This is a genomic window from Calyptranema fuscum S582 (assembly GCF_055793305.1).
Genome location: NZ_JBSLYH010000039.1, coordinates 42310 through 55267, shown reverse-complemented (window position 1 = coordinate 55267; position 12958 = coordinate 42310). Strand labels below are relative to the sequence as shown.

Annotated in this window: 12 protein-coding genes; 3 read left to right on the top strand and 9 right to left on the bottom strand. The window is 49.3% G+C overall.

Going from position 1 to position 12958, the window contains the following annotated elements; all coding sequences use genetic code 11:
• Window positions 1-157 precede the first annotated feature (157 nt).
• Both ACR6Z4_RS22980 and dtd read right to left on the bottom strand, forming a co-directional pair.
• On the bottom strand, window positions 158-967 hold the full coding sequence (locus ACR6Z4_RS22980; RefSeq protein ID WP_479719661.1) for an HAD family hydrolase: 810 nt from the start codon (window positions 965-967) through the stop codon (window positions 158-160).
• A 159-nt stretch (window positions 968-1126) separates the two neighbouring features.
• Entirely contained in the window at window positions 1127-1579 is a 453-nt protein-coding gene (gene dtd / locus ACR6Z4_RS22975; RefSeq protein WP_479719680.1) for a D-aminoacyl-tRNA deacylase, read from the bottom strand.
• Window positions 1580-1878: 299 nt separating this feature from the next.
• On the opposite strand from dtd, the gene ACR6Z4_RS22970 reads away from it, so the two are divergent.
• Window positions 1879-3273 (top strand): IctB family putative bicarbonate transporter, encoded by a 1395-nt coding sequence (locus ACR6Z4_RS22970; RefSeq protein ID WP_479719660.1) that lies wholly within the window; start codon window positions 1879-1881, stop codon window positions 3271-3273.
• Window positions 3270-3737: an NUDIX hydrolase gene (locus ACR6Z4_RS22965; protein WP_479719659.1), complete on the top strand. Its 468-nt coding sequence runs from the start codon at window positions 3270-3272 to the stop codon at window positions 3735-3737. The genes ACR6Z4_RS22970 and ACR6Z4_RS22965 overlap by 4 nt, the downstream gene beginning before the upstream one ends.
• A 123-nt stretch (window positions 3738-3860) precedes the next feature.
• Here the strand turns inward: ACR6Z4_RS22965 and ACR6Z4_RS22960 are convergent, their stop codons facing one another.
• The 5 genes from ACR6Z4_RS22960 to ACR6Z4_RS22940 form a co-directional block, all read right to left on the bottom strand.
• Complete coding sequence (locus ACR6Z4_RS22960) at window positions 3861-4145, bottom strand: hypothetical protein (RefSeq protein WP_479719658.1); 285 nt, start codon at window positions 4143-4145, stop codon at window positions 3861-3863.
• Window positions 4145-5191 (bottom strand): phosphotransferase family protein, encoded by a 1047-nt coding sequence (locus ACR6Z4_RS22955; protein WP_479719657.1) that lies wholly within the window; start codon window positions 5189-5191, stop codon window positions 4145-4147. The genes ACR6Z4_RS22960 and ACR6Z4_RS22955 overlap by 1 nt, the downstream gene beginning before the upstream one ends.
• 3 nt (window positions 5192-5194) lie before the next feature.
• Window positions 5195-7096 carry a monovalent cation:proton antiporter-2 (CPA2) family protein gene (locus ACR6Z4_RS22950; protein ID WP_479719656.1) on the bottom strand — a complete coding sequence of 634 codons (1902 nt, stop codon included), beginning with the start codon at window positions 7094-7096 and terminating at the stop codon, window positions 5195-5197.
• On the bottom strand, window positions 7089-7724 hold the full coding sequence (gene kefF, locus ACR6Z4_RS22945) for a glutathione-regulated potassium-efflux system oxidoreductase KefF (RefSeq protein WP_479719655.1): 636 nt from the start codon (window positions 7722-7724) through the stop codon (window positions 7089-7091). Before kefF ends, ACR6Z4_RS22950 begins: the two co-directional genes overlap by 8 nt.
• 335 nt (window positions 7725-8059) lie before the next feature.
• Complete coding sequence (locus tag ACR6Z4_RS22940; RefSeq protein WP_479719654.1) at window positions 8060-8731, bottom strand: nuclease-related domain-containing protein; 672 nt, start codon at window positions 8729-8731, stop codon at window positions 8060-8062.
• A 150-nt stretch (window positions 8732-8881) separates the two neighbouring features.
• Between ACR6Z4_RS22940 and ACR6Z4_RS22935 the strand changes: the two genes are divergently transcribed.
• Window positions 8882-10384: a family 10 glycosylhydrolase gene (locus ACR6Z4_RS22935; protein WP_479719653.1), complete on the top strand. Its 1503-nt coding sequence runs from the start codon at window positions 8882-8884 to the stop codon at window positions 10382-10384.
• Between the two features lie 213 nt (window positions 10385-10597).
• On the opposite strand, the gene ACR6Z4_RS22930 is transcribed toward ACR6Z4_RS22935, so the two are convergent.
• Together ACR6Z4_RS22930 and ACR6Z4_RS22925 are read right to left on the bottom strand one after the other, a co-directional pair.
• Window positions 10598-11158, bottom strand: coding sequence for a Uma2 family endonuclease (locus ACR6Z4_RS22930; RefSeq protein WP_479719652.1), 561 nt, complete (start codon window positions 11156-11158; stop codon window positions 10598-10600).
• Window positions 11159-11699: 541 nt separating this feature from the next.
• On the bottom strand, window positions 11700-12599 hold the full coding sequence (locus ACR6Z4_RS22925; protein ID WP_479719651.1) for a FecR family protein: 900 nt from the start codon (window positions 12597-12599) through the stop codon (window positions 11700-11702).
• Window positions 12600-12958: the final 359 nt, after the last annotated feature.

Here is a 12958-nt window from a genome sequence, read left to right as displayed (position 1 = left end):
CTGACGTAGGGGCGTAGCATTTGGTAAAAAATCCTTAGGATCGCGGATTAAATAATTCCTATCAGTCAAGTGTTCTGTAGGGGCGCACCGCCGTGCGCCCTTACCCAAGAATTACGGGTTATTAAATCCATGATCCTTAGTGTTCGCAACCCTAAGCTTATTTGGCGATCGCCGATAGGCTTTCGTAATGGCACATCAAATAATGAGCCGCCGAGAGTAAATCGCTGTGAATCCGAGTGGGGTCAAATTTTTCCAGATAGCTGCGGCTACGAATCCCACAGGTAAGGGCGATGGTGGGAATGCCAGAGGCTTGCCCAGCTAAAATATCTGCTTCCGTATCGCCAATCATCCAGGCATTGTCGGTGTGCGTATGCTGCCACAGCCGATCGGAAACCACCGACTTAAGCAATTGAGTTTTCTGTTCCGCAGAATTGGCGTAGGCAAAGGTTTGGTCGCTAGTGCCGCGAATATCACTAAAAAGTTGCAGCAGACCATTACTTTCTAAAATCTGCGCGGCTTGTTGCTGACAGCGCAGCGTGACCAAAACCAATTGAGCACCAAGGGCATGAAATAGCGTCAACGCCCACCGAACACCGGGCTGTAGGGCATCTTGGTAGAGCAACGTAGGTTGATTGACGATGTGCTGCACATGCTGAAGAAAGCAGTCGATCTGATCGCCATATAAGCCAGACCGCATGGCAATTTCAACATCGGGCAGGCGATCGCGCTTCATCTGCCAAAACTGCTCTTTGGTTAAACAATGAATCGGCAGGTTGATTCCCTGAGCTTGATAGACCGATTGGACTTCGGATAAACCCAATTGATACGTGCTGTAGTAGCGATCGGACACATCAACCAACGGCCCGTCAAAGTCACAAAAAATAGTCAGGTTAGAGGGCAACCGCAGATCAGACGAGTCATAGTTTTGGGAAAATTGACCCGAGGCTAAATCTGCAAAGTGACGCATAATCTTTACTTGAATGTATTAATTTGCAATACTTTTTTACATTAGCTAACTTTAGTATAAGCCGTCAAGAATTCTGGCTTCTGTATAGATTAAAACTTTTTATACATACTTAAACAAAAAGCAAAGAGCCTTGACAAAAACTTTAAGTTCTCGAAGCGGCTATTGTTCTGCTTCTCGTTCTAATACCAGGGTTACGGGACCACTGTTATCAATCGACACCTGCATCATGGCACCAAATTTGCCAGTCTCGATCCGCAGCCCGCTGGTTCTCAGTTTATCGACAAATTGTTCATAGAGTTGCTTGGCACGATCGGGGGAGGCTGCCTGATCAAAGGACGGGCGACGCCCTTTGCGACTATCGCCATACAGAGTAAATTGGCTGATCACCAGCAGTTCCCCGCCAATCTCCTGAACCGAGCGATCGAAACGTCCCGCCTCTCCATCCGGGAAGAGTCTCAGATCCAGACATTTGCGCGCCATCCAATCCAATTCGGCAGGCGTATCGGTGGCAGCAATGCCGACTAAAAGCGTTAGCCCAGTGCCAATTTTTCCGATCACGTCACCATCAACAGAAACGTGAGACGATCGCACCCGTTGAATCACCACTCGCATCATTTGCCCCCAGGATGCAAAAACTCATGTTCGCATAATACCGGGATGAGTTTGGACGGGAAACCTCTGGTTTCCCGTCCAAACTCATCCTCAACATCAGCAACGCTACGCGGGTACGGTATTGCGGGGGCGCGGAGCGCCCCCACAATACCGTTTCTGTCCGCAACCAGATTGCTCGCCGTTATAAATAGAGTTGTTTGGTCAAAGCCTTGCCCCCACAAAACCACCCTATTGGATCTCAGCATGAGGCGCTATATTTTGTTAGGTGGCGTTTTTCCTGCTTTTCTCGGCAAACGTGTATGAACTCGGTCTGGCAACAATTGACCTTAATGAATTTGTCTCCCGCCCTGTGGGGGCAAGCAAGCTATGCTCATCGACTGGTGGGGTTGCTCAAACCGTGGCGGCAGGGAAGCTGGCTGATGCAGTGGGCAGAACCGCTGGGTGCGGTGTTTGTCATGCTGGTCTATGGGTTTGCTCCGTTTGTTTCAACGGATCTGATTGGGCTGTTGTTACTGGCGTGTGCTGCCTTTTGGGTCTTGTTGACGGTGTCAGACGATGGCAGGGTCGGCATGACCCCCATTCACCTATTGGTGTTGCTCTACTGGGGGATTTCGGTCTTTGCAACCGCCCTTTCGCCTGTGCGATCGCAAGCATTGCAGGGGTTGATTAAACTGACGCTTTATATTTTGCTCTTCATCTTGCTGTCACGGATCTTGCGATCGCCCCGGTTGCGATCGCTGGTGATCACCCTTTATCTGCATGTTGCCCTGGTCGTCAGTATTTTTGGCATTCGTCAATGGTTTTTTGGTGCCGATGCGCTGGCAACCTGGGTCGATGCCGAATCATCCCTGGCTGGAACCACTCGCGTCTATAGTTATCTGGGCAATCCCAATTTGTTAGCGGCTTATCTTTTACCCGCCACATTTTTGAGTGCTGCTGCCTTTTTTGCCTGGCGGCATTGGGGGGCAAAAGCCCTGGCATTAACTATGTTTGTCGTCAACTCTGCCTGCTTAATCCTGACGTTTAGCCGGGGCGGCTGGATTGCCTACGTGGTCGCAGGTTTCGTCATGCTGATGTTGCTGATTCATTGGTTTAGCATCTATCTACCCAGAGCGTGGCGAATGTGGGCATTGCCTGTTTTGCTCGGTGTTTCTGTCGCCGTTGTCATGATTGCTGTCACCACCGTTGATCCCTTACGAGAGCGGGTTTCCAGCATTTTTGCCGGACGTGAAGATAGCAGTAATAATTTTCGCTTGAATGTCTGGGCAGCTGTGCAGCAAATGATTGCCGATCGCCCCATTTTAGGAATTGGTCCCGGCAATGAAGCGTTTAATAAGGTATATCCCCACTATCAACGGGCTGGCTATACGGCATTGAGTGCCTACTCTATCTTTTTAGAAATTTTGGTAGAAACCGGGGTGATTGGCATGACCTGTTTCCTCTGGTTGCTATTAGTGACGATCAACCAGGGTTGGCAGCGAATTCAACAATTGCGCCAGATGGAAAATCGCGAGGGCTTTTGGTTAATTGCCGCGATCGCCATCCTTTTGGGCATGTTATCTCACGGCTTGGTTGATACGGTCTGGTATCGGCCTCAAGTCAGCACGCTGTGGTGGTTGATGATTGCCCTGGTGACCAGCTATTATCTGCCTCCGACACCTGCTTCGGAGTCCGCTTTGGAGTCTGCCGCATGATGCGCATGATTGACGATAGTTGGTATCATCGTCCCCCCAACATTCCCGAAGAAACATCCGCAGGCGGCATTGTGATTCGGGTGGCTGCCGATCAAATTTATATTGCCCTGGTGCAAGAAGGACGCGATCGCAAATATGTGTTGCCGAAAGGGCGGGTTGAAGCCGGAGAAACGATCGCCCAGGCTGCTCAACGCGAGATTGCCGAAGAAGCAGGTCTGCACGATCTGCATCTGCTCGCCGAGCTAGGGATGCAAGAACGACTCAGCTTTGCCAAAAAGACCTGGAAAAAAATCCACTATTTTCTGTTTTCAACCACTCAGATCGAGGGCAAACCCACCGATCCAAAATTTCGCCAAGCAGCCGCCTGGTTTCCCCTCGATCAACTACCCCCGATTTTTTGGCCCGACCAAAAATCCTTGATCGACCTGAATCGCACCTTGATCAAAACCATCGCGTTGTCTTAGGAGCACCGATCCCGTTTTGAGAGAGCAACGGCTTCGCCGTTGCTCTCTCAAAACGAGTGGGTGATGTTCTAGATGTGTTGTTAATTTTTTGGCAAGGCGCGCTCCGCGCGCCTTGCCAAAAAATTAACAATACATTTGAAACCGTGCGATAGGGTTGGGGCGATCGCCAATATCCAGGCAATAAAAAAGCAGCCCTCTCGGACTGCTAGTCAGAAACGCCAATGCTTGCCTATCGCAAGTATTAGATGTGGAAACATTATCACGATTTCCAAACCATGTCTGTTGTCTAGGCAACAAAGCGATCGCACTATCTGTGGTGGGCATCGCTAATGGCAGTAGTCTCCTGACAGAATAAAACCCATCATGGCTTTGGGAAAGTGCGGCAGAGCCGCACTTTCCCAAAGCCATTATTCAGCCAACCAATCCATTACCGATTGCCACAATTGCGGGAACTGTTGCCGACTTTCCTGAAAGCGCTTCAGTCGATTAGCTGCACTGGGGCTGTCGTCCAAAGATGCTTCATACCAGCGTACGGCTGTGATCCAATATCCCGCCGTCCAACACAGCGATCGCACGGCTGGGTATACCCCAAAAGCAGCAAAATGGGCTTGAATGGTTCGAATCAATGCCGTATCCTCCAGAGCATTGTAATAAGCCTGGAGAAAAAACTCCCGATCTGGCAACGGCAGTTGATACCCCTGATAACGCTGAATAGTCACAGGTGAGAGGAAATGCCCTAAATCTCCGGCAGGAGAACTCAGTTCTGCCCATTCCCAATCAATCAAATACGCGTGTTGCTGATTCACCACCCAGTTATCACACGTATGATCGCTATGAACCAGACAAACATAAGGGTGATCGTGCAACCATTGTTCCGCAAACAATCGGGCTTTTGCTTTCGCTAATAGGGCACGTAGCATCTCAACAATATCGGGGTCTGCCCGGTCAGAGTCGAGATAGGGTTGGGCATAGGCGTTTGCTTCTTCGTAAAATAACGTCAGAGGATTGGAGATGATCGGCAGATGAGCAGTGAGCCGATCGAGCGAATACGAGCTAGTCAGGGGTAAACGATGCAATCGTGCCAGGGTCTGGGCACATTGGCTCAAGTCTTCTCGGCTATAGGTCAGCGATCGCCCTTCTAGGAAATTGGTAATTAAATAGCTGTACGGAAAATCGTGGGTGGGCGTCAGGAATGCCGCGTGCAAATCATGACCAATGCCGGTGCCCTGGAGGTATTGCAAAATCCGTTGTTCAAACTCTGTCACCCGCCAAACGTCGCCACCAAAGCGGTGATTAGGGGTGCTAACGGCTACTCTGACGAGAGCCGTGTGATTGAGTTGATAAATCGCATTCGATTCCCCATGTGCCAAAAGCTTGAGCTGATGAGGTGCGTAGTCTGGATGGTGCTGTTGTAGTTGCCGTTGCAGTTGGGTTTGCAAGGTTTGTAAGTTCACCCATCAAACCTCTTTACGTAATGCAGACGTATCCCAGGCGCGATCGACTTCGTGATAAATACCGCGATGATCGGTCTGCAACAGTTGCTCCAGATCTTTGGTCATCTGACGCGATCGCGCAACCAGACCCTTTTCGTCTCCTTCAAATGTTGCCATCTCGCGCATTGCCTGTTCATCATGTTCTTTAAACATCCGGGCTGCCCGTTGGGCTTTATAGGATCGGAAACCCAGAAACTTTAAGGCTTCCGTTCCCAGATCTAGCGACGAACCAAACGTATCCCGCTGAATCACATCTACCCCGGCGCGAATCAGTTCGTAAGCATGACGGCGATCGAGTGCCCGCGACAAAATCTTCAAATGAGGAAAATGCTTGCGTGCCAGATGCACAATGCTGAGAATCCGTTCTCGATCATCAATCGCAATCACCAACAAGCGCGCCCGTTCTGCCCCCGCCGCATGCAGCAAATCAAGGCGTGATGCATCCCCATAAAAAATCTTCCATTCAAACCGTCGCAGCATATCAATTTGGGCGGGGTTGTGATCCAGAATTGTGACCGTGAAGCCATTTGCCAGCAACAACCGCCCAACAATCTGCCCAAAGCGTCCAAACCCAGCAATGATGACGGGGTTTTCGTTGTCATCAATCTCATCGGCTTCCCGCTCCAGATCGGGAGAAATAAACCGAGGTTCAACAAACCGATCATGCAAAATCATGATCAATGGCGTTAGCAACATCGACAATGCCACGACCGCAACCAAAGGTGCTGCAACCGCAGAGGTCAGGACATTATTTTGGGTCGCAAATGAGAATAGAACAAAGGCAAATTCTCCACCCTGTGCCAGCGCAAAAGCAAATAGCAAACTTTGACTGATTTCCAACCGAAAGAATCGTCCCAACCCAAACAGCACTGCCCCTTTAACCAGGGCTAAACCAACCACCAAACCCAGGATCAGCAACGGCTCTTGAATCAAGAGATTAAAATTGATACTGGCTCCGACGGAGATAAAAAATAATCCCAATAATAAGCCTTTGAACGGTTCAATATCACTCTCCAGTTCATGCCGATATTCGTTGTCTGCCAGAACGACACCCGCAACGAACGTTCCCAGTGCTGGCGAAAGTCCAACCTGTTGCATTGCCAGTGCAATTCCAACGACCAGCAATAGGGCTGTTGCCGTGAAAATTTCACGGAGACGAGTGGTGGCAATAAAGCGAAAAATTGGACGCATGAGAAATCGTCCGGCAACGATAATGCCGCCGACTGTGAGCATCACCAACAGCGTCTGTTGCCAAGCCGGCAGACTGGCTCCATGCTCTGCCGTTTGTTCCGCCGCTACGACGATCGCTCCATTGCTCGCCAGTAAACTGACCGATGTCGTGTCTTGAAACGCCAGCAAGGGTAAGAGTGCCAGAATCGGAATGACCGCAATATCTTGAAACAGCAGGACGGAGAAAGCAGACTGTCCGGCATCGGTTTTCATCACCCCCTTTTCATTCAGGGTCTGCAATACGATCGCCGTGGATGACATTGCCAAAATCAAGCCCACTGCCACTGCCATTTGCCAGGGCAAGCCAAAGAGCAGGGCGATCGCTGCTGCTGCCAGTGCCGTCACTCCCACCTGCAAGCCACCCAAGCCCAAAATGGGCACACGCAACTGCCATAGCAGCGAGGGTTGTAGCTCTAAGCCAACCAAAAACAACATCATCACCACACCAAATTCGGCAAAGTGCATGACATCTTCGCCATTTTGCCCGACCAGGTGTATCCCAAATGGACCAATGATTACACCCGCCAGCAGATAGCCCAAGACAGACCCAAGACCCAACCGTTTGGCGATCGGCACCGATAAGACAGCCGCACTGAGGTAGATAAAGGCTTGAAAAAAGAAGTTTTCGTTATGCATGGGGCGAAACCTCTGAAGCGTAGATGACCTGTTCTAAGTAGTGATTGAGCCGTTTAAATTGCTTCAGATGTTCCCAATCAACAGTGTTGTCACGGAGCGCCGCGATCGCCATGCGGTAGTCTTCGGCATGACGGACAATCTCACTGGCTTCCCTCAACTTATGCGTTCCATGCACCACAAACGGCGGCAAATAATCCATGCCACATAGATTAGCAGTTTGCTCAAACGGCACCAGCAACTCGCGGATAGAGTAGCGGTTGTAGCCTTCCTGACAGTACGCCTTCTCAATGCCCCCAGTGGTAATGGCAGTCAGGAACTTTTTACCTTGCAGTGCCGTACCTTCCTGCCCATAAGCAAAACCATACTCCAGCACCAGATCTTGCCATTCTTTCAATAAAGCAGGGCTGCTGTACCAATAGAAGGGATGGTGAAACACAATGATATTGTGTGCCAGGAGTAATTCTTGCTCGTACTTCACATTGATGTGAAAGTCAGGATAGATTTCGTAGAGATCGTGAATGGTAACAGACTCTAAGTTCTGCACCGCTCGGATTAGATGGCGATTGACCCGCGAATTCTCAAACGCTGGATGCGCGAACAAAATCAGAATTTGGTTAGAACTGCCCATTGGTTTTGCTGATGGTGGCTGTTATCCATTGATTGTAATGGGGCAGTCAAGCCTAAAAAGTCTTTATAAAAAAGATAATGGGGTAGTGGTGGTTACGCATAGCGCTGTGCGGGTTGATTCAGTACAGCGTTGTGGGGCGCGGAGCGCCCCACAACGCTGTTTTTCTACTTATACCGATTTAAACAGACTGCACGGCACATCAATCTTTTGTAAGGGCGCATCGCAATGCGCCCCTACGTTATCTGGTGCGATCGCTAATTAAATTGGTATTAACGAATTTGCATACCGCCACAAAAAATCATCACGTTTTTAGGACGACTGATCATGGCTGGCTTCTACGTGTGCTTTTTGGGGGGTGCGCCTTCGATGTAGTGCAAGCGCCGTAATAGATCGTGTTTGCTCAACACATAGACTCCAGCGATCGCCGCTTGACCCACCTCAACCCGCGCCTGAGAAAATGCCACGATTGGCGTCACCGAAGCTAACGCTCTCAAATTTTTCATGGCGATCGCTTGTTTTTGGGCTTGCAGCAAAAAATCTTTTTCAAATGGAGTACGGGTTTGCCCATGACAGCGATAGAGCTGCTGTCCATTAAAACGAACCAACCCGCGATGGGATTTGACATCAATAGTGTAAGCTTTGCCTCGGGGAGACACCAGAAACACATCGATATCGCCCACAGAGGCATCCTCGACACCATACTCGATTGTCCATCCCTTATCCACCAGGGGACTGAGGAGCGTGGCGATCGCTTCTTCTCCGGCGGCACCCTGATCTGCCTGTCGTGCCCGTTTCAGCAGATAATCTACATCTAACGCCGCTTTCCCCAACGGCAACAGACACAAGACATATGCCCAAACTGGGACAGAAACGCCTCCTGCGGTGCTCAGCATAATCAATAGAACCAACAATAATAGCGTCAATCCTGCCGCCCATATTGCCGTCATCACTGCCTTAAACCGACGTTTTTTCGCCATTTGGCGAACATTTGCACCTGCACGAGACATGGTTTAACACAACCCCAGTATGGTTACACTCAAACAATACGCTGTATCATGATTCAACCAAGCCTGCATCAAATCAGTTATAACTAACGGAAACTGTTTTAACCCTGATACGTCAATGATTTTCATTGGTTGAGGAGTATTTCAAACGGCATGAATCGTTTTCGTTTTGGCTTGGGTTTATGGCGACACCCCCACCATCTTTTAGCTGCCCTGTTGATGACCAGCACCTTGAGCGTGTCTTTGCCAACCGATCGGGCACAAGCACAAAGCAATGATAATGACTATTGCTTCATGTCTGCCGAGGCGATCACCCAAAAGAATACACTGCTGAGGTCAACCTTGCAGGGCGATCGCGAGGCTCAAAACCGCTATCGTACCCTTGTCCGTCAACATGCCGAACAGATGTTGCTATGTCGCAGTCAAAATTGGCCCTCCCGACAGGCGATTTGGGTACGGCTCTATCCATGCGATGCCCGAGCTGGGGTGCTAGAAAATGTCCTCGACCAACTGGTAAACCGGGGCTACAACGAAGTCTATGTCGAAGTGTTTTATAACGGGCAGGTGCTGTTGCCAGAAGCGACGAACCGCACCGCATGGCCCTCGGTGATTCGCGCTCCCGGATATGAAAGTAAAGATTTATTAGCAGAGGCGATCGCCAAAGGGCGCGATCGCGGACTCAAGGTCTATGCCTGGATGTTTACACTCAACTTTGGCTATTCCTATTCACAACGCCCCGAAGCACAGCAGGTGTTAGCCCGCAACGGACAGGGACAAACCAGCATCAGTTTTAGCGGCGGTAGTTCAGAAGAAGTCTTTGTTGATCCCTACAGCAGTCAAGCCAAACGAGACTACACCACACTGGTACAGGCGATCGCCCAACGCCGACCCGATGGCGTGTTATTCGATTACATTCGTTATCCCAGAGGTGAAGGAGCCGCATCAGTGGCAGGGCAAGTCCAGGATCTGTGGGTCTACGGTCCCGCTGCCCAACAGGCACTGTACCAGCGGGCACTCAACCCCAGTGGTCAAGAATTAATTCGCCGATTTCTCAGCCAGGGATATATCACCACTGCCGATATTCAAGCCCTGAAAACGCTTTATCCCCAGGATAGTGAACCACTTTGGCAAGGGCGATCGCCATCTGCCCCGTTAGCCACCACTCCACCGGAGCGGCTGCAACCTTACCTGCAAGCCGAACTCTGGCAACTCAGCGTTGCTCATGCGGTTCAGGGGGTTCTCGATTTCTTGACACTGGCACTTCAACCCATCACCAGCCAAAACATCAAAGGAGGTGCTGTTTTCTTTCCGGAAGGCAATCAAGAAGTAGGGCAGGGTGGCTACGATTCTCGATTACAACCGTGGGAGCGATTTCCCCACACCATCGAGTGGCATCCCATGGCATATGCGTCTTGTGGGAATACCAGTTGCATCGTGTCTCAAGTGCAACGGGTACTGTCTCAAGCCTCACCCGGAACCCAGATTCAACCCGCATTGGCAGGAACTTGGGGGCAAACCCTCAACAACCATCCACCGCTAGAACAACAAATGTATGCACTGCGGCAATCCACCCCCCAAATCAACGCCGTCAGCCACTTCGCCTATTCCTGGCAAGACCCCCAATACGATCGCGATCGCAAATTTTGCCAATTATAATATAGCGCTGTGCAGGTTGATTCAGTACGGTGTTGTGGGGCGCTCCGCGCCCCACAACACCGTTTCTGTACTTAACGAACTTGCACACCGCTATAATTGGGTATTAAGAATCGTAGATTTAATAAAACCCGATTCTTTTGAGAGAGCGGCGGAGCCGCCGCTCTCTCAAAAGAATTACAGGTTAATTAATCTGTGATCCTAAGCAATGCCAAATTATTCTCTTCTAATGAGACGATTGACTGCAATCGATATATCTTCAAAGGCTAAAGGCTGAATCACTCCATCAATCAATGTTCGTTTCTCGCGATAGTCTTCATCCCCCGGATGCCGAAACAGGATCAGTTCCATCTGTCTGAGATTGACAACCCAATATTCTTGAATCTGAGCCTGAGCATAGAGTTGACGTTTTGATTCTAGATCCTTAATGAGACTTGTATTAGAGTATTCAATTAGCCAAAAAATATTTTCTGGATAGGGATGATGCTCCAGGTAAATGTCTCCCAAATCTCGAACGATAGCAATATCTGGTTCTGGCTCTGAATCACCGGGTAAAGTGATAGGCTTGCCCTCGCGAACCGTTGCCTTTCCTCGTAATAACTCACGAATATAGTCTGCCGCATTGCTGCTCAAGTGAGCATGAGGTTCTCTCTCCGGCGACATCTCAACAATCTCTCCATTGAGCAATTCAGCCCGACAATCATCCAAAATGCCAGCATCAATCATCCGATGATACTGGTCAGTCGTCCATTTAACCGTAATAACCGCTGAAGTCATAATCACTAGACAAAGCAGGATGTCTATCGGTTTTATTTTGCTCTCATCATAGCTCCAAACCTGATCAGGGTTAAATCATCTCAGCAAGCAAATTAGTTGATTTAAGCAACTTCAAAGCGATCGCTACCCCGTGATACATGACGCCCCGATCGCTTTGAATCATAGAAATTCTGGTAGTGGTATTCATGGCGTGTTTTTTTGCGGCGCGGGCGTCGCCCACGCCGCAAAAAATGTTACTTGTTCAGGGCTACTTTAGCCTTCTCAAATGCTTCTATAAAACTATTATTTGCCGACCACTGTTTGATTGCCTGCCCCCGAGCGACTCTCTTGCAGAGACATTGCATCAACACTCCCGATACAACCCTACTTCATGAGCCTGGAATACTTGGATTTCTTACCATCAATTTCTTACCATCAAATCAAGGGCAATGGCTTCTCAGTTGCCAATGAACATGATCGGGGCGTTGTTGAATATCGGGTTGACATTGAACGCGAAACCAAAGGGTTTGCGCTCAATGTCATCGCTAAAATTAGCACTATTTTAGAAACGTGGCATTCTAGGTCTGTTAATCGGTAAATCTGGTGCCCCTCCCGTTGGAAAGGGAACATTTGGAAACAGCTCCTGGAAGGCATCTTGGATATGTGACATTCCCGGTAACTCTTCGGCAAATCCGTCAAACAAGACGCCAGTCAGGATGCGAATAAAGTCATCTGCCGAGAGGTTTTCGACTGCGCCTAACCGTTCTCCTCGACGAGTCGCAATTTTCTGACCGGCAGTCAGCACAATGGGTTCCTCTAATGTACTTGTTTCGGCATCTGCATTGCTCTGAGGCAAGCCAGGTAAACTAGGGCGATCGCCTATATCAGTAGGATTTACCGACGATTCGTCAGAAACAGACTCTTCGGATGCAGACTCGCTCGGAGAAACCAGCGTAGATGCCTCTGAGCTATTTGGATTGACAGGCGACACCACTACTTCACCTTCTAACACCTGGATGCGTTCTTCGCCTTCGTCATCAACTTCCATAATATAGGTTGTGCCCCGCACCCCGGCAGTCACGGAACTGGTACAACCGTTGACCGCACCATTGACCAATAGCACACCCCGTTGTAGGTTGGCACATTGACCAATCGTTAAAACAGAATTCGTAGATAATCGAGCCACTGCCCCAGTATTAAAGCTGACCTGGGCTCTGGAATTACCTGTGCTCACCTGCTGTCCCCGGCTAGCCACATCATTAATACGTGCCTGACTCTGTTGGATATACACTTGAGAGCCATCCAAAATTTCAGCAATCCGCCCTTGATTAATGGACGTTTGGGCGATCGCCGCAGAATTTAGCAACCCAATTAATAAAACAAAACTTAAACCTGTAATAAACCCCCGAAACCATCGGGTTTTCAGACTACTCTGCCAGAGTCGATTCGATCGATTCGCCATAGAATCCTCATCGCGGGTTATCAAAAACTACTGCACTGTTCGTTAAGTAACGTAATTACGGCTTTGTGCAGAAAGCATTAATTTCACAACAAAACTTTCCTCTTCTCTAATTCATCGAGAGGAAGATGATTTCAGACCAAATACAAATGAAGTCTCAAATCGTTATCACAGCCGTAACCTAGTTCGATGACCAGTATCCCGGAGCAGTGTAGATACACCCCACGTGAAGCACTTCATAACGGATAGTCAGATAGGTTACGATTGCTACCGTCAATTTAAAGACTCTTGAGCAACACTGGATAAAATTCAATACTGGATGAAATATAGTAGATGCAGGATGAAATGTAGTAGATGCAGCC

What these genes read in the sequence shown, in the direction of transcription:
- ACR6Z4_RS22940 (WP_479719654.1), bottom strand. Translation starts at nt 8,731, where the DNA reads ATGTCTCGTGCAGGTGCAAATGTTCGCCAAATGGCGAAAAAACGTCGG.
- ACR6Z4_RS22970 (WP_479719660.1), top strand. Translation starts at nt 1,879, where the DNA reads ATGAACTCGGTCTGGCAACAATTGACCTTAATGAATTTGTCTCCCGCC.
- ACR6Z4_RS22935 (WP_479719653.1), top strand. Translation starts at nt 8,882, where the DNA reads ATGAATCGTTTTCGTTTTGGCTTGGGTTTATGGCGACACCCCCACCAT.
- ACR6Z4_RS22960 (WP_479719658.1), bottom strand. Translation starts at nt 4,145, where the DNA reads ATGGCTTTGGGAAAGTGCGGCTCTGCCGCACTTTCCCAAAGCCATGAT.
- kefF (WP_479719655.1), bottom strand. Translation starts at nt 7,724, where the DNA reads ATGGGCAGTTCTAACCAAATTCTGATTTTGTTCGCGCATCCAGCGTTT.
- ACR6Z4_RS22930 (WP_479719652.1), bottom strand. Translation starts at nt 11,158, where the DNA reads ATGACTTCAGCGGTTATTACGGTTAAATGGACGACTGACCAGTATCAT.
- ACR6Z4_RS22980 (WP_479719661.1), bottom strand. Translation starts at nt 967, where the DNA reads ATGCGTCACTTTGCAGATTTAGCCTCGGGTCAATTTTCCCAAAACTAT.
- ACR6Z4_RS22950 (WP_479719656.1), bottom strand. Translation starts at nt 7,096, where the DNA reads ATGCATAACGAAAACTTCTTTTTTCAAGCCTTTATCTACCTCAGTGCG.
- ACR6Z4_RS22925 (WP_479719651.1), bottom strand. Translation starts at nt 12,599, where the DNA reads ATGGCGAATCGATCGAATCGACTCTGGCAGAGTAGTCTGAAAACCCGA.
- ACR6Z4_RS22965 (WP_479719659.1), top strand. Translation starts at nt 3,270, where the DNA reads ATGATGCGCATGATTGACGATAGTTGGTATCATCGTCCCCCCAACATT.
- dtd (WP_479719680.1), bottom strand. Translation starts at nt 1,579, where the DNA reads ATGCGAGTGGTGATTCAACGGGTGCGATCGTCTCACGTTTCTGTTGAT.